This window comes from Amycolatopsis sp. WAC 04182, from assembly GCF_003947465.1.
GTDB lineage: Bacteria > Actinomycetota > Actinomycetes > Mycobacteriales > Pseudonocardiaceae > Amycolatopsis.
Genome location: NZ_QHJJ01000008.1, coordinates 143187 through 163926, shown reverse-complemented (window position 1 = coordinate 163926; position 20740 = coordinate 143187). Strand labels below are relative to the sequence as shown.

At 69.5% G+C, this 20740-nt stretch carries 15 protein-coding genes and 2 tRNA genes; 7 read left to right on the top strand and 10 right to left on the bottom strand.

Annotation, left to right across the window (positions count from 1 at the left end; genetic code table 11):
- The first annotated feature begins 56 nt into the window (after positions 1-56).
- Complete coding sequence (locus tag DMH01_RS35670; protein ID WP_125682742.1) at positions 57-668, top strand: TetR/AcrR family transcriptional regulator; 612 nt, start codon at positions 57-59, stop codon at positions 666-668.
- A 160-nt stretch (positions 669-828) separates the two neighbouring features.
- Here the strand turns inward: DMH01_RS35670 and DMH01_RS35665 are convergent.
- The 7 genes from DMH01_RS35665 to DMH01_RS35635 form a co-directional block, all read right to left on the bottom strand.
- Positions 829-900 (bottom strand) — tRNA-Val (locus tag DMH01_RS35665).
- 35 nt (positions 901-935) lie between these two features.
- Positions 936-1010: transfer RNA gene (locus tag DMH01_RS35660), tRNA-Val, on the bottom strand.
- An 80-nt stretch (positions 1011-1090) separates the two neighbouring features.
- Positions 1091-2935, bottom strand: coding sequence for a serine/threonine-protein kinase (locus tag DMH01_RS35655; protein WP_125682740.1), 1845 nt, complete (start codon positions 2933-2935; stop codon positions 1091-1093).
- A gap of 9 nt (positions 2936-2944) precedes the next feature.
- A complete protein-coding gene (locus tag DMH01_RS35650) occupies positions 2945-4828 on the bottom strand; it encodes a serine/threonine-protein kinase (RefSeq protein ID WP_125682738.1) in 1884 nt (627 codons plus the stop codon).
- 50 nt (positions 4829-4878) lie between these two features.
- Positions 4879-7107 carry a cation-translocating P-type ATPase gene (locus tag DMH01_RS35645; protein ID WP_125682735.1) on the bottom strand — a complete coding sequence of 743 codons (2229 nt, stop codon included), beginning with the start codon at positions 7105-7107 and terminating at the stop codon, positions 4879-4881.
- Positions 7108-7414: 307 nt separating this feature from the next.
- Positions 7415-8683, bottom strand: coding sequence for a DUF6801 domain-containing protein (locus DMH01_RS43745; RefSeq protein WP_370323589.1), 1269 nt, complete (start codon positions 8681-8683; stop codon positions 7415-7417).
- 97 nt (positions 8684-8780) lie between these two features.
- Positions 8781-10016, bottom strand: a complete 1236-nt coding sequence (locus DMH01_RS35635) for a DUF6801 domain-containing protein (protein ID WP_125682733.1) — start codon at positions 10014-10016, stop codon at positions 8781-8783.
- A 478-nt stretch (positions 10017-10494) separates the two neighbouring features.
- On the opposite strand from DMH01_RS35635, the gene DMH01_RS35630 reads away from it, so the two are divergent.
- Positions 10495-11076 carry a hypothetical protein gene (locus tag DMH01_RS35630; RefSeq protein WP_233621791.1) on the top strand — a complete coding sequence of 194 codons (582 nt, stop codon included), beginning with the start codon at positions 10495-10497 and terminating at the stop codon, positions 11074-11076.
- Between the two features lie 45 nt (positions 11077-11121).
- Positions 11122-12336, top strand: a complete 1215-nt coding sequence (locus DMH01_RS35625; RefSeq protein ID WP_125682731.1) for a lipase family protein — start codon at positions 11122-11124, stop codon at positions 12334-12336.
- Positions 12337-12380: 44 nt separating this feature from the next.
- Here the strand turns inward: DMH01_RS35625 and DMH01_RS35620 are convergent, their stop codons facing one another.
- Positions 12381-13577: a helix-turn-helix domain-containing protein gene (locus DMH01_RS35620; RefSeq protein WP_125682729.1), complete on the bottom strand. Its 1197-nt coding sequence runs from the start codon at positions 13575-13577 to the stop codon at positions 12381-12383.
- A gap of 315 nt (positions 13578-13892) precedes the next feature.
- Here DMH01_RS35620 and DMH01_RS35615 point away from each other — a divergent pair, with 315 nt between their 5' ends.
- From DMH01_RS35615 to DMH01_RS35600, 4 genes are all read left to right on the top strand, one after another.
- Positions 13893-15113, top strand: a complete 1221-nt coding sequence (locus tag DMH01_RS35615) for a helix-turn-helix domain-containing protein (RefSeq protein WP_125682727.1) — start codon at positions 13893-13895, stop codon at positions 15111-15113.
- 338 nt (positions 15114-15451) lie between these two features.
- Complete coding sequence (locus DMH01_RS35610) at positions 15452-16441, top strand: alpha/beta fold hydrolase (RefSeq protein WP_125682725.1); 990 nt, start codon at positions 15452-15454, stop codon at positions 16439-16441.
- Positions 16442-16780: 339 nt separating this feature from the next.
- Entirely contained in the window at positions 16781-17971 is a 1191-nt protein-coding gene (locus DMH01_RS35605) for a helix-turn-helix domain-containing protein (RefSeq protein ID WP_199745766.1), read from the top strand.
- A 36-nt stretch (positions 17972-18007) separates the two neighbouring features.
- Positions 18008-19252, top strand: a complete 1245-nt coding sequence (locus DMH01_RS35600; RefSeq protein WP_125682722.1) for a CdaR family transcriptional regulator — start codon at positions 18008-18010, stop codon at positions 19250-19252.
- A 336-nt stretch (positions 19253-19588) separates the two neighbouring features.
- On the opposite strand, the gene DMH01_RS35595 is transcribed toward DMH01_RS35600, so the two are convergent.
- Together DMH01_RS35595 and DMH01_RS35590 are read right to left on the bottom strand one after the other, a co-directional pair.
- Positions 19589-20221, bottom strand: coding sequence for a hypothetical protein (locus DMH01_RS35595; RefSeq protein ID WP_125682720.1), 633 nt, complete (start codon positions 20219-20221; stop codon positions 19589-19591).
- A gap of 11 nt (positions 20222-20232) precedes the next feature.
- Positions 20233-20736 (bottom strand): hypothetical protein, encoded by a 504-nt coding sequence (locus tag DMH01_RS35590; protein WP_125682718.1) that lies wholly within the window; start codon positions 20734-20736, stop codon positions 20233-20235.
- Positions 20737-20740: the final 4 nt, after the last annotated feature.

Here is a 20740-nt window from a genome sequence, read left to right as displayed (position 1 = left end):
TCGGTTTGTTTCTTCGAAGTTAGCCAACCGACGGTCGGTATGTCAAGATTCCGATCATGGCCCGCACGAAGCAGCAGCAACGCGAAGAGACGATGGAGGCGTTGACCGCCACCGCCCGGCGGCTGTTCGCCGAGCACGGGTACGGGAAGGTCGGACTGGAGACCATCGCGCAGACCGCGGGCGTGAGCAAAGGCGCGCTCTACCACCACTTCAGCAGCAAGGCGGAGCTGTTCCGGCACGTACTCGGCGTCGTGCAGCACGACGTCGGCGAACAGATCGCGCGGGCCGCAGACGCCGCGCCGAACTCGTGGGCCGGGCTGCTCGCCGGCTGCCGCGCGTTCCTCGCCGCGGCGACCGATCCGGAAACCCAGCAGATCATGCTGCTGGACGGCCCTTCGGTGGTCGGCTGGCAGGACTGGCGCGAACTGGACGCGGAGTCGTCCGCCCGGCACCTCGCCGAAGCGCTGACCGAGCTGATGACCGAGGGCGTCCTGGCGAAGCGCCCCGTCGAACCGTTGGTACGCCTGCTTTCCGGCGCGATGAACGAGGCCGCCGTCTGGCTCGCCCACTCCCCCGACCCGAAGGCCGACCTCGCCGCGACCATGGACACGCTGACGCCGATGATCGAGGTGCTACGGTCCCCGGCCGCGCTCACCCGAAGTACATGAAGGCCCCCTTCCTGTACCTAGGCGCAAGGAAGGGGGCCTTCATGTACTTGGGGGTCCTGCTGCCCGGCACCCCGGCCGCGCCCTCCAAGGCCCATCGCGCCGCTCTGGCTCACGAGACGCAAAAAGGCCCCACCCTCGCCGGGTGGGGCCTTCACTGCGGTGGGCGATACTGGGATCGAACCAGTGACCTCTTCGGTGTGAACGAAGCGCTCTCCCCCTGAGCTAATCGCCCGCGGTACGAACTCCGGTTCGCCGGGGAAGCGAACCTGGTGCGCGATACTGGGATTGAACCAGTGACCTCTTCCGTGTCAGGGAAGCGCTCTCCCGCTGAGCTAAACGCGCGTGGTGTGTCGTTCGTACTGACGATAGCTTAGCGGACCCCGTTTCCGGGCCGTCACAGGGGTTCCCCCTATCCGCGAAGCTCAAGGTTTCGGCAGCCGAGAGGCCACCGAGCCCGCGATCTCCTTCGCCCGGTCGCACGGGCTTCCGCTACCCTCGCGCGCCAGCAGCCGGACGGCGACGTGTTCGGCTTCGCGGTCCGGCAGCGGGCGATGCTGCCAGGTGATGGCACAGTTCGAGTCGCCGAACTCCCGCATGTCGCCGCTGACACCGCTGCCGAGGTCGACCGGCGAACCCTCCGGCGCGTAGGCACCGCGCTGCAACTCGACGGTCAGCGTGTCCCCGCCGCCCACCCATTCGCAGATCCGCAACGTCCGCGGGGCGGGCTGCGCGTTGGGCATGGTCTTGCCGAGCACCGCCGGATCGGCGATCGTGCACGGGTCGAGCGGGAGAAGGCTCGCCGGTTCACCCGTGCGGTCGACCTCGTGCGTGCGCAGCCGGGTGAGCGCGGCGGTCAGCATGTCGTCGGCGGCCTTGCACGGGTTACCTTCCCGGCCCGGATGGGAGACGACGACACCGAGCCGCCGGTCCGCCGGCAACTGGGCGACCGAGTCGCATCCGCCGCTGATGGTGCTGCGCAGCAACGGAAACCCTTCCGCCGTGCGATCGGTTCGTTCGAGACTGCTGGCGGACACACCTTCGCCGAGCCGCAACTCGAAGCTGACGCCCTTGAGGCCGGTGTACTTGCAGCGAGCCGGGTAGATCGGGCCCGTCTCCGGTTTCAGGGTGCCGAACTCCTGCACGAACCGGCCCGCGAGCACCTTGCACGGATCCACCAGGCGAAGGCGTTCCGCGCCGAGCGCGTCGGTCGCCGACAGCGACGTCGTTCCCGGGTTCTCCGGCTTGGCGTGGTCGGCGATGCTCAGGCCGAGCGCGACCATCCCCGAAACGACGAGCAGGACGACGGCGGCGAGCGAGCCGAACAGGATCTTCTTCGTCCGCGGCGCCATCTTCTTGGGCGGCGGACGCCAGATCGGCAGCGGCAGGGCCAGCACCGAGCGGACTTCCGTGTCCTGCTGCTGGATCCGGGCGTGCACGGCGAGCGGCCAGGGCGCCTTGCCCGGCGGCACGGGGCCGAGGAAGTCCAGGATCTGTTCCGGAGTCGGCCGCCGCGCGGGATCCTTGGCAAGGCAGGGCTCGGCGATCCGCCGGATCTCGTCCGGGACGGCGCTGAAATCCGCCGCGGCGTGCACGACGTTATACAGAGTCTGCGGCGCGGTCGGGCCGGTGAAGGGGCCGCGGCCGGTCGCGGCCATGACCAGGATCGCGCCGAGGGAGAACACGTCGCTCGCCCCGGTGATCTGGCCGCTGCCCGCCTGTTCCGGGGACATGAACGCGGGCGATCCGATGATCGCGCCGGTCCCGGTGAGATCCTGCGCGTCCTCCGCCACCCGCGCGATGCCGAAGTCGATCACCCTGGGGCCGTCACTCGTCAGGATGATGTTGCTGGGCTTGAGATCCCGGTGGATCAGCCCGGCACGGTGAATTTCGGTCAGCGCCGCGGCGAGCCCGGACGCCAGCAGCCGCACCGACTCGACGGGCAGCGGTCCCGCACCGTCGACAGCCTCCTTCAAGGACGGTCCGGTGACGAAGACCGAGGCCAGCCACGGGGTTTCCGCTTCCGCGTCGGCGTCCATGACGGCGGCCGTGTAGGCGCCGGAGACCAGCCGCGACGTGGCGACCTCGCGCCGGAACCGTTCGCGGAAGCGTGGATCGTGCGCGAACTGGGCGTGCAGCTGTTTGACGGCGACGAGCCTGCCGTCCGGGGCGAGGCCGAGCACGACGCGGCCCATCCCGCCCTCACCGAGTTCGGCGATGATCCGGTACGGGCCGATCTGCCGGGGTTCGCCGGGGTTCAACGGTTTCACTGGTCAGCCCTAGGGTTTCGGAAGTTTCGGCAGCAGCGCCCCGGCGAAGCCCTTCACCTTTTCGCAGGCTTCGTCGGCGGTCATCTTGGTACCACTGGTCCCGACCGTCAGCTCGACGTTCTCCCCGTCGCGGTCGCTGACGGACCGGTGCTGCCAGGTCAGCGAGCAGGTGGAGCGCGCGATGCCGTCGTCGACCTTGGCCAGGTACACCTTGGCGCCGCCGAGATCCAGGGTGGCGGTCGCCGTGTAGTACGAGTCCTTCGATTGCGTCGGCGGGTACGCGCGCACGAAGCTCAGGCGGACGTTGCCCACCGCGTCGTACCGGCATTGGTGCAGATGTTCGCGAATCGTTTCGACGACCGGGCCGATCAGCCGGTCCGTGGTCGCGGGGCCGAGCAGCGCGCACGGGTCCAGCGGAGCCAGTGTGCCCGCCGGGAGCTCGCGTTCGTGGCCTCCGGCGCGGATCCGTTTGACCGCGTCGGCGAGCGCGGCCTTCACGACCGAACACGCTTCATCCTTTGTGGACATCGAGTTGACGTCGACGCTGAGTTTGGTGTTCGGCAGGCCGCTGACCGGGACGGCGACCGCGCACGCGTCGTCGGAGCCCTTGATGCGCAGCGGAAGCCCTTCCAGCTCGCCGCCGGCTTCGCCTTCGATCAGGTCGCCGCCGACGGACAGCTCCAGCCATTTGCCCGCCGGCGAGGAGTACGTGCACGAGTCGAACTGCATGTCGATCTCCGTGCTCAGCTTGCCGAACCCCGGCACGTCGCGGCCCGCGAGCACCTTGCACAGATCGACCCGGCGGAGGTTGTCCGGGCCGAGCGGATCCTGGTTGACCGGGGTGGCGACCGGTTCGTCCGGCCGCGGTGACGAACTCGGCGCGATGGCGGCCGGCGGCGGGTCGTCCCCGGACAGCGAGATCGCCGCGATGGTGCCACCGGCCAGCAGCACCACGGCGGCCGCGGCCAGTCCCGCGTACAGGCCACGGCGGGATCGTTTCGGCGGTGGCGGGTTCAGCAACAGCCGGACCTCGGCCTGCTGTGTCTCGATGAGATGCGACACCACGGGCGGCCACGGGCTGGCCGTCGGCGGGATCGGACCGAGCCGCTCCAGCACCCACGCGGGTGACGGCCGGTCCGCCGGGTTCTTCGCCAGGCACGGTTCGACGATCTGCCGCAGCTCCGGCGCCACCTGCCGCAGGTCGGGCTGGAGGTGCACGACGTTGTACAAGGTGTGCGGAGTGGACGTCCCGGTGAAGGGGCCGCGGCCGGTCGCGGCCATCACCAGCAGCGCGCCGAACGAGAACATGTCGCTCGCCGGGGTGAGCGGTTTCCCCTCGGCCTGTTCCGGGGACATGAACCCGGGCGAACCGATGACCGCGCCGGTGTGCGTGAGTTCCGAGTCGCCTTCGACGGCGCGGGCGATCCCGAAGTCGATCACCCGGGGACCGTCGCCGGTGAGGATGACGTTGCTGGGCTTCAGATCGCGGTGGATCAGCCCGGCACGGTGGATGTCGCCCAGCGCCAGCGCGAGCCCGGCGGCGAGATGCCGGACCGCCATCGGCGGCAGCGGACCGCCGGCGGAGACCGCCTCCGACAGCGCCGGTCCGGGCACGAACACCGACGCCAGCCACGGTGTCGGCGCGTTCGGGTCGGCGTCCATGACCGGCGCGGTGTACGCGCCGGACACCAGACGGGACGTTTCGACCTCCCGCCGGAACCGCTCGCGGAAGCCGGGATCCTGCGCGAAACCAGGGTGGACCTGCTTGATCGCGACCAGACGTCCGTCGGCGGAGATCCCGAGCAGCACCCGGCCCATCCCGCCCTCACCGAGCGCGGCGAACACCCGGTAGCGCCCCACGCCGGTGGGTTCGCCGGTGTTCAACGGCTTCACGAAGGCCCCCCTTGTCCCGAGGGGCGATGGTACAAAACCACCCGCAAGTGTCACGCGGCGCGTCGGTCCGCCCGGCCGAAGTCCTTGAGCCGGAGGCTGTTGGACACGACGAGCACCGAGGACAGCGACATCGCCGCCCCGGCGATCAGCGGGTTCAGCAGCCCGAGCGCGGCCAGCGGGATCGCGGCGACGTTGTACCCGAACGCCCAGGCCAGGTTGCCCCGGATGATCCGCAGGGTGCGGTCGGCGAGCCGGATGGCGTCGGGGACCACGCGCAGGTCTTCGCGGACGAGCACCATGTCGGCCGAGCGCACCGCGATGTCGCTGCCCCGCGCCATCGCCATGCCGAGATCCGCGGTGGCCAGTGCCGGGCCGTCGTTGATCCCATCGCCGACCATCGCGACCCGCGCTCCCCCGGCCCGCAGTTCCTCGATGACCGCAGCCTTCTCCGCGGGCAGCACTCCGGCACGCACGTCGGAGACGCCGATCTCGTCCGCGACCACGCGGGCGGCGGCTTCGTTGTCACCGGTCAGCAGCACGGTCCGCAGGCCGAGCGCGTGCAGAGCGGCGACGGCGGCCCGTGCCGACGGCTTCACGACGTCGCGGATCGCCAGCTGCCCGGCGACCCGGCCGTCCACCGCGACGAGGATCGCCGTGGTGCCGTCCACCGACGTGAAGTCGTCGGGGACGGCGATCCCGCGGTCGACGAACAAGCGCGCGTTGCCGACGAGGACCTCGTGCCCCTCGACCTCGCCCTTCGCGCCAAGCCCGGGCAACGCGCCGAACCCCTCGACCGGGGGTAGATCCGGCAGTTCCGCCCGCGCCGCGGTCACCACGGCCGCCGCGATCGCGTGCTCCGAACCGGCCTCCACGGCCCCGGCGAACCGCAGCAACTCGCCGAGGGTGAACCCGTCGGCGGGACGGCACGCGGTGACGGTCATCTTCCCGGTGGTGACGGTGCCGGTCTTGTCCAGTACGACGGTGTCCACCGTGCGGCTCGCCTCGAGCGCGTCCGGCCCCTTGATGAGGATGCCGAGCTGAGCGCCGCGGCCGACCCCGGCCATCAGCGCGGTCGGTGTCGCCAGTCCGAGCGCGCACGGGCAGGCGATGATGAGGACGGCGACGGCCGCCTCGAACCCCTCGCGGGCGGGTGCCCCGCCGAGCAGCCAGGCCGCGAGCGTCAGCACGGCCACGCCGAGCACGGCGGGGACGAACACCGCGCAGATCCGGTCGACCAGCCGTTGCACCGCGGCCTTGCGGGCCTGCGCGCGTTCGGCCAGCGCGGTCATCTGGGCCAGCTGCGTATGCGCGCCGACCGCGGTCGCGCGGACGACGAGCCTGCCGTCCCGGTTCACCGAAGCGCCGACGACCCGGTCCCCGGTGGCGACTTCCGCGGGCACCGGCTCGCCGGTCACCGCACTGACATCCACAGTGGACAGTCCGTTGTAGACGACTCCGTCGGCGGCGATCGACTCCCCCGGCTTGACCACGAACAGGTCGCCGACGGCCAGCTCCCCGACCGGGACCATGCGCTCGACGCCGCCCCGCAGCACCCGGACGTCCTTGGCGGCCAAGGCGTCCAGCGCGGCCAGGAGGCCGGCGGCACTCCGCCTGGACCGGCTCTCGAAGTACCGGCCAGCCAGCAGGAAGGTGGTCACGCCGGCGGCGACGTCGAGGTAGATCGCGTCGGCGCCGGCCGCCGTCGGGCCGAAGCCGATCCAGTACCCGGGTTCCGTGCCGCCCGCGAAGGCGGACCACGCCGACCACGCGAACGACGAGAGCACGCCCAGTGACACCAAAGTGTCCATACTGGACGATCGATGGCGGAGGTTCCGCAGCGTGGCACGGTGGAACGGCAGCGCGGACCAGAACACCACGGGAACGGCCAAGGCGAGGCACAGCAGTTCCCACCCGGGGAACCGCAGCCGCGGCACCAGCGCGAGGGTGATCGAGAGGTTCCCCAGCGGGATCGCCAGCAGTGCCGCGACGACCGACCGTCGCCGGAGGTCCCGGACCCGGGCGAAGCCGACGTCCGGATCCTCTTCGCCGCGAAGCTCCGCCGTGTAGCCGGCTTTGCGGACCCGCTCGATGAGCACGTCGTCGGCCAGCGCTTCGGGCACCTGCACGGTGGCGCGCTCGGTCGCGTAGTTCACCGACGCGCGCACCCCGTCCAGCTTGTTCAGCGTGCGTTCCACCCGCGCCGAACAAGCGGCGCAGGTCATCCCCGACACGGTCAGTTCCACCGTGCGGACGGCGGACTCCGGCGCGGAAATCGTCATTTCGTGGCACTCCCAGGATTCACCAGTGGTTCCTCGGTGGTGGAACAGGTGTCCGGGTGGTGTCGCGAGGGAGATTACCGCCGCCGGGAACCGGAGCCGCCGTCGGCCCGACTACTGCGGTGGTGGTGGAAACAGGTGCCGGGGTGGTGTGGGTGTTCGGGTGCCGGTGCGCCGGCGACGGTTTCGCGGGCCTGGATGGACGACACACGTGATTGGACGGACGACTCGCGGCGAAACCTCTGCGTGATGGCCTCTTCCCAGTACATGAAGGACCCCTTCCTGTACCTAGGCGCAAGGAAGGGGGCCTTCATGTACTCGGGAAGGTGTGAAGGTCGAGTTTCTTCGGCTGAGTCGAGAGAAGGGGTCCTTCGCGCGCGGCCGCTGTGCCTGCTGTGGCCACTGGTGTACCTGGGCCGAGAGCAGCGGACCTGCCTCTGAGACGCTCTTGGCCAGAACCCGAACCTCCACTCACGACCACTAGGCCTGGCGCGGGGTCAGCGCGAGTTCGAAGGTGTTGCCGTCCCCCTGGACGAGCGTGCTCACGTAGGAGGTGAAGGCGCCGCAGCCGGTCAGCGGCGCCAGCGAGTAGGTACCGCTGAGCGAGCCACCCTTCGCCATGGTGAAACCGTCGCCGGTGCGCAGTTCCGCCGTCGACGGGGCCGACGTCCGGCAGCCAGGGCCGGTGCTGACCGGCATGCCGACGAGCGTCACCAGCGGGAGGACGGTGGTGAACCGGGGTCGCGCGACGAAACCGGTCCCGGCGAGGTCGCCGCCCTGCGGTCCTTCGGCGACGAACTCCAGATCGGCCGAGCCCGGCAGAAAGCCGAACAGCCGGAAGTCGGCGTGTGCCTTGTCGAACACCGGACCGCCGCTGAACACCGTCGCCGCGGTCGGGCTCAGCGCGAAGGTGCCGGTCAGCGGCGCGTCGGCACCGAGTGCCTTGACCCCGGTCTTCCCGGCGATCGCGAATCGGTGCCCCGCGGGCTTCTCGCCGAGTTCGAAGGAGAGCAGGACCGGGGTCCTGGCCGGGGTCGAGCGTGCAGTCCGAGGTGAAGGAGCCGAGCCCGGTGAAGGAGCCATCGGCCTTCTTCGGCGTGAGGCGGGTGGTGAAGTCGCCGACGGTCAGGGTCGTCTTGCCCGGTTTCGCCAGCGTGATGGTGGGCACGGAGCCGGTCGCCACCGGGCTGAAGGTGCCGGACGGCGGAATATCGGTCTTGGCGACGTTCAGCGGGAGGCGCACCGGCAGCGGGTTCGCGTCGCCGTTGACCAGGGTCACGCCTGCCGCCGCGGTGCCTTCGATGGTGGTGGCGCCGACGAGGTTGAGCCCGCGCGCCGCCTTGTCCGGCACGGTCACGGTGATCGTCAGCCCGGAAGTGGTGAGCGTGCCGCCGGGCGCCGCCGGCACCTCGAAGTCGGCTTTGATGTTCACGTCGAGCTTCTGCAGCCCGATCAGCGGGAACGGGCAGGTGAACGAAAGTTTCTTGTCGACGGGAGTACCGGCCGCCGCGCTGCGGACGGCGACGAACAGCAGGCAGCCCGCCGTGAGCAGGACGATGAGGCCCGCCGCGAGCAGCATCCGGACGTTGATGCGAAGGGGCATGGTCGCCTTCCTGGACGGCACGGAAACGGCACCGGTCCCCGTCACGGAACGCGACGGGGACCGGCTGCCTGACTTACTTCTTGGTGAGGTTCAGATCGAGCGTGTTGCCGTCGCTCTTGGCGAACGCGCTGACCCAGTCGTTCAGCTGACCGCAGTTCTGCAGGGCCGACAGCGAGTAGGTGCCGGTGAGCTTCCCGCCCTTGAGCAGGTCGAAGTCCGGACCGGTGGTCATCTCGCTGGTGGACGGGCTGACCGTGCCGCACTTCGGGTCGCTGCTGATCGGGATCCCGAAGACCTGCACGCTCGGCAGGAACACGTTGAACTTGATGTGCGCCTTGAACCCGGTGCCGACGAGCTCACCGGTCTGCTTGCCGACCTGCTCGACCTTGATCTCGGAACGGCCGTCGATGAACCCGAACAGCTTGAACTGGGTGGACGACGGGTCGAGCTTCAGGTCACCGGTGAACGTCTTCGACGCGAGGTCCACGTCCGCGTCGAAACCACCGTTGATCGCCGCCGTGCTGCCGAGCGACTTCAGCGCGGTCTGTCCCTTGATGCCGAACGCGTACTTGATCCCGCCGCCACCGGGGGTGGTGGTAGTGGGCGGGGTCGTCGGCGTGGTCGGGGTGGTCGGCGTCGTAGGAGTGGTGGGCGTGGTCGGGGTGGTGGGCGTGGTGGTGCCGCCACCGCCGTCACCGATCTTGATCGTGGCCAGCGTGTTGTTCTGGCCGGGATCCTGCTTGCACGGCGCGTCGATCGTGCCGTCCGGCGTGATGCCGGTGACCGAACCGTCGGCCTTGCGCGGGGTGACCTTCAGCCGCAGGTCACCCACGGTGATCTTCGCTTCGCCGGGCTGGTTGAAGGTCAGCGACGGCGTCTTGCCCGCCGCGTTGATCGTCATCTCGCCCGAGGTGGGGATGTTCTGCTTGGCGATGTCGTTCGGGACGTTGACCGGGAGGTTGAGCCCCGGTGCCGCCACGGTCGCCGCCGCGACGGCCTGTCCTTCCAGCGTGGTCGCACCGATCAGGTTGAGCCCGCTGACCGTGTCCGCGTTGATCGTGGAAACGGCCTTGATGTCGAACGTGCCGGTCGGCTGACCGGTCTTGACCGACAGCGGAAGATCGGTGTTGATCACCACCTTCAGCGACTGCGACCCCACGAGCGGCAGGTCGCAGTGGTAGTTGAGCGGGAGCGAGATCGGATCGGCGACACTGGACTGCGCCCCGACCACGAGTACCGCGGCGGCAAGGCCCACGGCACCGGCAGCGGCGGCGGCGACCGCCTTCTTTGTTCCTCTACGGTGACTCACGATCGTCCTTCCGTGGTATCAACGATGATACGAAACGGCGTACAATTCCCCAGAGCAATGAATATCGGCCCGAGAGAATTCTCCGGGTAGCGACGATGTCTGACGGATCGCAACCGAACAGTAAACTAACGACGCGTCCACACCGCTATCAAGTGCTTCACCGGAAAACTTCACCAGCCGCGGGTAAATTGTCACGCAGGCACGGTACGACCGGCTGGTTCCTAGTAGCGACACATGGGTTTCCCCAGTTCAGAGCCAGGTCAGACTGCCAGCGGAACCGCTGACGCGAGTGACAATCGCACCACAGGAAACTATCTCACGCGTGCCAATCAGCCTTTTCGGGGTCACCGCCGCCTTGCCTGCCGGAATCTTTCGTGAGTAACCTCGCGGTTCAGCAAGCCGGTCACCGCCGACCAGCGCGGAATCCCGCTCGTCGCGCCGAGGCAGGCCCTCTTTCGCCGAATTCGACGGGGAAACCATGAAAAGAATACGCCGCACGGCGGCGCGAATCGCGTTCGCCGCCGTCTCCACGACCGCCGCGGCGGTCCTGCTGAGCGCCTGCGGGTCCGACAAACCCGCCGACGCCGGCAGGCACGCCGACCCGGCCGCGCTCGCCTGGGTGGACAAGGTGTGCTCGGGCGTCGCGACGGGCTCGGCGAAGCTGTCCAAGCCTCCCGCCTTCGACCCCGCCGACCCGCAGGGGACCAAGACCGCCATGGTGGGTTTCCTGAATTCGCTGTCCGCCGCGCTCGACGACATGGCGGGCGGGATCCGGAACGCCGGTGTGCCGCCGGTCCCGGATGGACAGTCCGCCGTGGACAAGGCCACCACCACGCTCGGCGAGACCAAGTCGAAGGTGTCCGCCACCCTGACACGGATGCAGGACGCGAAGGTCACCGACCAGGCGAGCCTGCAGAAGGTGGTCGCCGACGCCGACAGCTCGATGAGCGGGTTGAGCGAGCCGGAAGGCCCCATCAAGCATCTGCGCGCCAACCCCGAACTGGAGCTCGCGTTCGCCGAATCCCCGACCTGCCGACAGGTCTACGGCGGCAACGCCTGAGCGCACCTGCCCCTCACCCAGCCCATCCGCCCTGGAGGCCCGGCCGTGCCGACCCCGTTCCCCCGCCCGTCCCGCCGGACGCTCGCCGTCGCACTGGCGATCGTCCTGTCCGCCGGTCTCCTGACCGTGCTGAGCGGGAGCCCGGCGAGTTCCGCCGCCCCGGTGGCGTCCGACGACTCGTTCTACACCCCGCCGTCCCCGCTCCCGGCGGGCAAACCGGGTGACATCATCCGGTCGCGTGTGTCGAAAGCCGGTCCGCGTAAGGATTCCGTCAACGCGTGGCAGGTGATGTACCTGTCGACCGACGCCCTCGGACGGCCGGACGCGGTGACCGGGACCGTGCTGGTCCCGAAGAACGTGGACCCGGCGAAGGCGCCGATCGTCTCGTTCGGCGCCGGTACGCACGGTCCGGCGTTCCACTGCACGCCGTCGAAGATGATCGACATCGGCGCCTTCTACGAGCAGTCCGGCCTCGACGACGCGCTCGACGCCGGATTCGCCGTCGCGCTCACCGACTACGAGGGCTATCGCCAGGACCCGAAGACGACGTACGTGGTCGGGCGTTCGGAAGGACCGGCGATGATCGACGCGGTCCGCGCCGCGCAACGTCTGCCGGAGGCGAACCTGTCCACCGACGCCAAGGTGCTCTTCCGCGGGTACTCGCAGGGCGGTGGGGCGGCAGCCTGGGCGGGCGAACTGCAACCGGCCTACGCGCCGGAGCTGAACCTCGTCGGCGTCGCCGCCGGCGGTGTGCCCGCGGACCTCGTCCAGGTCACCCTGCAACTCGACGGGAAGTCCGGTTTCGGCGTCTTCGCCTACGCCCTGATCGGCCTCGACCTTGCCTACCCCGAGCTGAAACTGGACTCGTTCCTCAGCGACAACGGCCGCGTGAAACTGGCGGAGATGCAGAAGAGCGCGTGCACGTTCGAGCTGCTCACCACCTACGCGAACCAGAAGATCGCCGATTACACGACCAGCGCCGGGTATGTGCGGCCGGAATGGGTGAAGCGGCTCAACGAGAACAAGCTCGGCGGCACTCCGCCGAAGGTCCCGGTGTTCCTCTATCACGCCACCCAGGACCAACTCGTGCAGTTCGCGCAGGCCGAGGCGCTGCACAAGGCCTACTGCACCGCCGGAGTCAAGACGACCTGGAAGACCTTCGACACCGACCACATCACCGCGGTCTACACCGGCAACGCCGACGTGCTCGCCTTCCTCAAGGATCGGGTCGCGGGCGCCCCGGCGACGTCGAACTGCTGACCTTTGTGGACGACGGCGCGCGAGCTGATCCGGCTCGCGCGCCGTCACACGTCGGCTGGGCGCAGCCGCTCCGCACGCAGCGCCAGTTCGATCCGCAGCCGCTGATCCGGATCTTCCAGCCGTTCGCCGAACAGCTCCGTGAGCCGCCGCAGCCGCGCCCGCACCGTCTGCGGATGCACGGCGAGCCTGCGGGCGATCTCGGGTGCGCTCCCCCGCGTCTGCACCTGGGTGAGCAGGGTCGCCGCCAGTTCGTCGTGCTGGCGCGGCGCCAGCCCCGACAACGGTTCGAGCGCCTCTCCGGCCAGCCGGTCGAGCAGGAACTCGTCGGCGAGCAAGAGCAATGTGGTGATGTGTTCCTCGCACCACAGCACCGGGCCGACCGTCGTGATCATGCCCCGCTGGGTGAGTTCGGACGCGCGCCGCGCGATCCGGAACGACTCGGCGGCCTGCGCGACCGGGACGGACACCCCGACCGTCGCCGACCAGCCGGACGGCAGTTCCCGCAGGCCGCCGAGGTCGGCTTCCGGACAGGCCACGAGCGCGCCGGGCGCGTCGGAGACCAGATCCACCGGAACCCCCGAGGGCAACAGGCCCGGCGGGAACGAGGGCGCACCGGGCGCCGCGGTGAAGACGACCGCGGTGATCCGTTCGGGGATCCGCCAGCCGATGGCGACGGCGAGCGCGCCGGCGTCGGCCTGGCTGTACCCGGAGCCACCGGTCAGCAGCCGGAACAGCCTGGCCCGCTGCTCCGCGGGCCCCGTCGCCTCGGCTTGGGCGGCGTTGTACCCGTCCGTCAGCGCCATCGTCACCTCGACGACGTCACCGAACAGGCATTCCGCCGCGCCATAGAGGACGTCGCCGGGCAGCTGGAGCTGGCGGCCGATCGCGGCGATCGAACGCCACAGCACCCGGCTCGAGACCCGGAACGCCGCCTGCGCGGCCTCCCGGCTGAGTCCTTGCTGGAACGCGATCCGGCCCTGCGCGCGGAAATCCGCCAGGAGGTCGTTCTGCAGGAGTTCGGGGACACCGACCCGGTCGATGGCGCGTTCGATACCGCGCCTGGTCAGCTCGACGGCCGCGGCACGGGCCTCGCCGTCGCTGAACACTTCGGCGCATTCGCCCACCTCGGACACCACGCCTTCGACACAGTGCCGGGCGATGGCCGGGATCCGCGGACGGATGGCGTCACCGAGTTCCCTCGGCAGGCGTTCCCACAACACGCCAACGGGCTGCCAGCTCACGTGTGCGATCCCCCGCTGTGAAGTAGGCCGACGATTTCGGGCACCCATTCCCTTTCGTCCGCGCGCCACCGGCGCACTCGAATGCACGGAGCGTAGAACCGCCGACACATCCGTGTCAAAAGACGTCACATCGAAACACCCGCTCGTTGTCACCTCGCTGAGCACCGCGACTTTTCGTCGCAAATTCAACGTCACATTCGGGGTACAGGCCGTCCGCCGATCCAGTACAAACGGCCCCGCACCGTTCCCGTCGATCCGGCGTGGTTACGCAAACGGATTCATGTTTTCCTTCCCTGGTTCGAGAAAAATCAAAGGGTGGTCTTGGTGGTCGAGTACCGCGGTTTCGGCATGCTGGCGGCGCTGCCGCGTTCGCTCGGCGAAGAACTGCGTCCGTATACCGGTCACGCCGCGGCCGCCATGGTCAAGCAGGTGCAGCGTTCGGTCACCGCGTATGCGCAGCCGCTGCGCGGGGTCTTCGGCCGCGTCCTGGTCGTCTCCTGCGAACGGGCGGTGCGGCACTACGTCGAGTGCATCGGCGATCCGGACGTGTCCCACGACCGCTGGATCGACTTCTACCGCATGCGCGGGCGGATCGAATTCACCGAGGGGCGCAGCCTGGAACCGTTGCACGACAGCGTGACCATCGGCGCGCGGGCGGCATGGCGGGCGATGCGGCCCATCGTGCGCGGGCTCGGCGTCGGTCTCGACGTCATCGCGCTCGCGGCCGAATCCGTCTTCGTCTACGTCGACGAACTGTGCGCCACGACGATCGAGGGGTACCAGGAGGCGGAAGCCAGGGCGGCGGGCGCGATCCCGCTCCGGCGACGACGTCTGCTCGAATTGATCTCTCAGGCGCCGGAAGGGTCCTCGTGCAGCATCACCAGCCTGGCCGACGGCGCCGGCTGGCGGGTTCCGGGGGCCGCGGCCATGGTCGCGCTCCAGCGCGCTCCCGGCGCGCCCGCCTTCCCCGTCCATCTCCTGGACACCACCGTGCTGGCCGACGTCGACACGGCCGAGCCGTACCTGCTCACCGCGGATCCGGACACCGATCTCGCCCCGCTGAAGGACGCGCTGGACGGCTGGCGGGTGGCGGTCTCCCCCGTCGTACCGCTCGTCGACGCTCCGGCCGCCCTCCGCACCGCCCGCCGCGCGCTACTGCTGAACAGCGAGGACGCGCACGGCCCGATCATCTGGTGCCGGGATCACCTCGCCACGCTATGGCTGCTCGCCGAGGACTTTCTCGGTGCCGAACTCGCCAAGCAGAGCCTCGACCCGTTCACCTCGCTGAGCGGGAAGCAGCAGGAGCGGCTCAGTGAAACCCTGCTGGCGTGGCTGGAAACGCGCGGCGGCGCGCCGGAGATCGCCCAGCGGCTCGGCGTGCATCCGCAGACCGTGCGGAACCGCCTCCGTCAACTGGAGGACCTGTTCGGCGACCGCCTCAAGGACGCCGACGACCGGCTGAACATGCAACTCGCGCTCCGCGCGCAGCGGCTCATGCGCGCCCACCGCCGCGACGAAGGGACGCCAAAGAGCTGACGCGCCGGACCCGCCGTTCCGGTGGCCGCACGGTGGGGAGCACCCAGCGGAGGCCGCGGCGGGCACGCTTCGCCCTCGGCTGATCGACGTGGAAGTCCGCCCGGCAGGCCATCGCGCTCTCCGTCGTTACGGGTGTTTACCGACGCTTTCCTGAATACCGGGACGGTGGGAAAATGTCGATGCGCAATTGCCTCGCCCGCACGGTTTTGGCATCCGCCTCGGGGTCGGCACCGGAATTCTTGTCACCCGGGTCGCAATTGCCGGACGTGTCCGGCGACACGCTGACGGACGCGGCGTTCTCCACGTTATTTTGACGCCTGACAACGGAAAGGCGGGACATGGCCCTCGAAGCGCGCACACTGACCCTGCACGGTCGGGAAATCCGGCTACGGGAATACGTTCCGTCCACAAAGGACACCACAGGAGAACCGCTCGTCCTGCTGCACGGTATCTCGGGCAGCAGCGAGACCTGGGTCCCGCTGCTCGACCACTTCGAGCGGACCGGGTTCGGGCGCCACGTCCTCGCTCCCGATCTGCCGGGCCACGGTGATTCGGCCGCACCTCGGGCCGACTACGGCCTCGGCGCGATGGCCAGCGTGGTCCGCGACGTCCTCGCGTTGACCCGGAACCGGCACGCGACCATCGTCGGGCACTCCCTCGGCGGCGGGATCGCGATGCAGTTCGCCTACCAGTTCCCCGAGATGTGCGCCCGGCTGGTGCTCGTGGACAGCGGCGGGCTCGGCCCGCAGGTGTCCCCGGTACTGCGCGCGACGGCGCTGCCGGGGGCCAACGCGACACTCACCCTCGCGGTCAACCCGGCCACCGTCGCGATCGCCCGCGGGATCGCCGCCGCCTGCCGCTCGTTCGGTGGAAAGCTCTCTCCCGAGACCCGGGAGCTGATCCGTCACTTCGCGTCACTGGCCGCCCCGGGCAGGCGGCGGGCATTCTTATCCATCGCGCGCAGCCTGATCGACCTCAGGGGTCAGCGCGCGAGCGCGATCGACAAGCTCTATCTCGCCCGGGAGGTGCCCACCCTCGTCGTCTGGGGCGCGCGCGACCCGCTCATCCCGGTCGCCCACGGCCGCGCGACCGCCGAAGTGCTGCCGGCCAGCCGATTGACGGTGTTCGAAAATGTGAAACACTTTCCACATGTGGCCGACCCGGCCCGGTTCGGTGACGAGCTCGAACGCTTCCTCACCGGGACCGCGCCGGCCCGGTTGACCCTGGACGAGGTCGTCGAGGTGCTCATCCGCGCCAGCGAGGCGGCGGAAGCGCCCGAAAACGTCCCGGAAAAATTGTCATCCGGACGCCATCTCAGGCCTGCCTAAATGTCACTCACCATCGGATCGGACCACCCGTTCGGGTGTAGTCCATCCAGGTGGCCGATCAAGCCCCCGCCAGCCGTTGACAGTCCTCTCGGCCGGATTTTATGTTGCGTGAGCCACAAAATCTGGATCGGCTTCACCGTTGAAGAGGCTGATTTTGTTGCTAACAAGGATAAAAACATGACCGACTTGGATACCGGATTCTCGCGGCACGATCTGCGGACCGCACGGCCCGAACCCGGCGTGCGTCACCCCGCCACCCCGCTCCGCCAGCCACCGGGTCCGGTCCAGCGACCGCGCGCCTTCACGCCGACACCGAGAACCCCAGTGGAGAACCGACCTGTGCGCAGCACCGGTGCGAATGGACTGTGGGCGTCACTGCCCAGAGACCTTGGCGAGCGGTTCCGGCCGCGGGCCGACCCCTTGGCACGAGCCATCCTTCAGGAGGTGCAACGAGCCGTCCCCGAGTACGCGCAGCCGTTGGAAGGCGCGTTCGGACAGATCATCACGCAGGGTATCCGGCAGGCGATCCTGCACTGCCTCGACACCATCGGTCAGGGGACGACGGCGCTCGACAAATGGTCGGCGGTGTTCCGGAACCTCGGCAAGGTCGAATTCAACGAGGGCCGCAGCCTCGACTGTCTCCAGACGGCCTACCGGGTCGGCGGCCGCGTCGCGTGGCGTCATGTTTCGGAATTCGGGCAGGCGATCGGAGCGGACGCCGATCTCCTGTGCACCGCGGCCGAAGCGATTTTCGCTTACGTGGACGAGATTTCCGCACTGTCCATCGAGGGCTACACGGCCGCGCAGGAGCGGGCTGCGGGCACCAGGGCCAGACGCAGGCGCAGGCTGCTCGAACTGATGCTCTCCGATCCCCCGTCCTCACCGCAGTCCATCGCGTCCCACGCCGCCAACGCGCAGTGGGCGCTGCCCACCGAGATCACGGTCGTCGCACTGGAGCGACGGCTCGGCCCGCTGGACCCCGACAGCGCCGACCTGGACGCCGACGTCCTCGTCGACTTCGAAGGCCCCAAACCCTGCCTGGTCACCGGCGACCCGGACAAGCACCTGAAGGATCTCGCCGAACGGCTCCCCGGCTGGCGCGCGGTGATCGGCCCGGCCGTGCGGCTCACCGAAGCGCCGCGTTCCCTGATGTGGGCCCGCCGCACGCTGCGGCTGGTCCAGCGTGGTGTTCTTCCGGACAATCCGGTCACGCGGTACAGCGATCACCTCTCCACCCTGTGGCTGCTCGCGGACGAGTTCCTGGTCCGTGAACTGTGCACGCGCAGCCTCGCCCCGTTCGACGACCTCACCCCCAAACAGCGGGCGCGGCTCGGCGAAACGTTGCTGATCTGGCTGCAATCCCGGGGCAGCGCTCCGGAGATCGCGAAGAAACTCAAGGTCCACCCCCAGACCGTCCGGTACCGCATGCACCAGCTCATCGATCTCTTCGGCGACCGGTTGAACAACGCCGACGACCGGCTCGACATGGAGATCGCCCTGCGCGCGGAGGCCTTGCTCGCGGAGGACTGACAGATCAGCGTTTCCCACTCACAACGAGGTGACGAGGTGACCCGACCGCAGGACGCCCGCAGCGGGGTCGAGGCGACGTACGGTCCGCTGCTCACGCCCGCCCGGCCGGGTGGGTCGAGCGGGCGCCCGGTCCAGCTCTGGGCGCTGTTGCCGAGAGAGCTGGCGGCCGTGTTCCGGCCAGGGCTGGCCGATACGGCCGGGGAGGTGGTCCGGGAGATCCAGCGGACCATCCCCGAGTACGCGCGGCCACTGGACGGCGCGTTCGGGAAGGCGCTCAAGACCGGCGTACAGATGGCGTTCGTGCAATTCCTCGAGCGCCTCGGAAACCCCGAGGCCCCGGCGGAGGACCGGCGGAGCGTGTTCGTCAGCCTGGGTGTCCAGGAGTTCCATCAGGGCCGCAACGTCGACGTCCTCCAGGCGGCCTACCGAGTGGGCGCCAGGGTGACCTGGCGCCGGATGGCCGAGATCGGGCGTCGCGCGGGGGTGCCTTCCGCGACGCTGTGCCTGCTCGCGGAAGCCATCTTCGCCTACATCGACGAATTGTCGGCGCTCTCGGTCGAGGGTCACGCGGAGGCACGGGAAAAGGCCGCCGGCGCACTGGAGCGCCGGCGGCACCGCTTGATGGAACTCCTGCTCGCCGAGCCGCCGTCGCCGCCCGAGGTCGTCAAACACGCCGCCGACCTTGCCCGCTGGCAACTACCGGAGCTGCTCGTCGCCGTCGCTCTCGACCGGCCGTCGGACGAAGCACCGACAGCCGCGCCGAGCGCGCTGGCCGACTTCGAGAGCACCTCCCCCTGTCTCCTGCTCCCTGCCCCGGAACCGGACGAACGAGACCGATTCGCCGAGGAACTGACCGGCTGGCGGGCCGCGATCGGCCCCGCCGTCCCGCCCGTTTTCGCGGCACGTTCGCTGCGGGCCGCACGCGAGGCATTGCGGCTCGTCGACTCCGGCGCGCTCGCCGACGAACCCGTGACGTGGTGCGTCGACCATCTTTCGCGTCTGTGGCTGCTCAAGGAACCGTTCCTGGCCGCCGAACTCGTCCGGGAACGCCTCGGGCCGCTGTCCGGGTTGACCGGGAAGCAGCATTCGCGGCTGGCGGGGACTTTGCTGGCGTGGCTGGAGACCTGCGGGAACGTCCGCGAGGTGGCGGAACGGCTGGCGGTGCACCCGCAGACCGTCCGATCCCGCGCCCAGGAACTCGAGGCGCTGTTCTCGGACGGGCTGCGGGATCCCGAGCGGCGGTTCGAGATGATCCTGGCCCTGCGGGCCGCCCCTTCTTGAGGCTTTGCGCGTGAAGGCCCCCTTCCCTCGGCTGAGCCGAGGGAAGGGGGCCTTCACGCGCGACCGGGGCCTTAGGAGCGCGCGGGTGGTGTCGCGAAAGCCACTTTCGGGACATCAGACGTCGCGAAAGTGGCTTTCGCGACATGGTCGCCGGACTGTCGTGGGCCCGGCCGCGGCCGACGTTGCGAAAGCCACTTTCGCAACGTTGAAGGTTGCGAAAGTGGCTTTCGCAACCCCTCCGGCAGGCCCGGCACCCAACAGGACCCGAAGTACATGAAGGCCCCCTTCCTTGCGCCTGGCGCAAGGAAGGGGGCCTTCATGTACTTCCGAACCAAGTCAGGCAGCCGCCAGGGCGGTCACCCGCCACCTACCCTCGGAACGTTCGGCGCTGACGCTCAGCTGAGCCGCACCCGTACTGCGTTGCCCGTCCCCGCGCACGCCGGTCTGGTCCAGGAACACCAACAGCGACGCCCGGTCCCCGTCGAGGACCTTCACCCCCGAGACCACCGCGGTCGAGGTCACGACCAACTTCTGCTCCGCCGCGAGCCCACGGACCTGCGCGAACAGCTGGTCGTACTGCCCCAGCGCCAGCCCGGTGAGGACCTCTTTCGCGGCTTTCTCGCTCTTGGCGGGGTCGTCGTAGCGGTAGGAGAAGACCGTGCCGAGCGCCTTGCCGATCTGGTCGCTCACCTCCGCGGTGGTGGCGACGTCGGTCAGCGCCGTGTTGTGCGCCAGCACCGCCGTGGCGTCCCGCGCCTCGATGGCGAACCACCCCGCAAGGCCCGCCATCACCAGCGCGACCGCGCCGAACACCAGCGCACCCCGCCGCCGCACCGGAGCGACGACGGGAGCATCGACCGGGGCCTCCTCCGAGACTTCCGCGGGTTCGAGAACCTTTGTGCCGCCGCCCATCTTCCCGGCGACCTTCACCGCACGCCGTGCCGGTTTGACGGCTCGTTTCGTGGTCATCCCGTCCTCCGTCAGGGCTTTCCGGTGTCGGTCACCGGCACCTGGCCGAGCGACGTGACCCGCCACCCGTCCGGTGTCCGGTTCAGGCCGGCGCGGAACCGGTTGTGCTTGGTCACCGCTTCCCCGCCTTCGGGCCGCACCTCGAGTTCGACCGAAGCGATCACCTCGGCCGTTCCACCGCCACTGTCCACTTCGGTCACCGCGGCGTCGACGACCCGGCCGGTGGTGACGGTCTTCGCCTGGCCGATCCGGCCGAGCCCGCCTTCCCGGTCGCGTGCCAGTTCTTCGTGCAACGCGCCGCCGGACAGGTTCAGCCAGTTCTGGTAGCCCTGCTCCGCCTGCCGGTAGTCCAAAGTGGTCAGAGCGGCGACGGCCTGCCTTCCCACCTGCAAGGCCTCCTCGCGGACCGTCGCGCGTGCGACGCCGTCGTCGTGGCTCGCGTCCCACCATGAATAACCGAACCAAGCCGCCGCAGCCGTGGCGACCGCGGCGAGGAACGCGGCGATTCGAGTCATGGCC

Coding starts and splice junctions, on each gene's coding strand:
- DMH01_RS43745 (WP_370323589.1), bottom strand. CDS start 8,683: ATGCTGCTCGCGGCGGGCCTCATCGTCCTGCTCACGGCGGGCTGCCTG.
- DMH01_RS35670 (WP_125682742.1), top strand. CDS start 57: ATGGCCCGCACGAAGCAGCAGCAACGCGAAGAGACGATGGAGGCGTTG.
- DMH01_RS35630 (WP_233621791.1), top strand. CDS start 10,495: ATGAAAAGAATACGCCGCACGGCGGCGCGAATCGCGTTCGCCGCCGTC.
- DMH01_RS35590 (WP_125682718.1), bottom strand. CDS start 20,736: ATGACTCGAATCGCCGCGTTCCTCGCCGCGGTCGCCACGGCTGCGGCG.
- DMH01_RS35595 (WP_125682720.1), bottom strand. CDS start 20,221: ATGACCACGAAACGAGCCGTCAAACCGGCACGGCGTGCGGTGAAGGTC.
- DMH01_RS35645 (WP_125682735.1), bottom strand. CDS start 7,107: ATGACGATTTCCGCGCCGGAGTCCGCCGTCCGCACGGTGGAACTGACC.
- DMH01_RS35610 (WP_125682725.1), top strand. CDS start 15,452: ATGGCCCTCGAAGCGCGCACACTGACCCTGCACGGTCGGGAAATCCGG.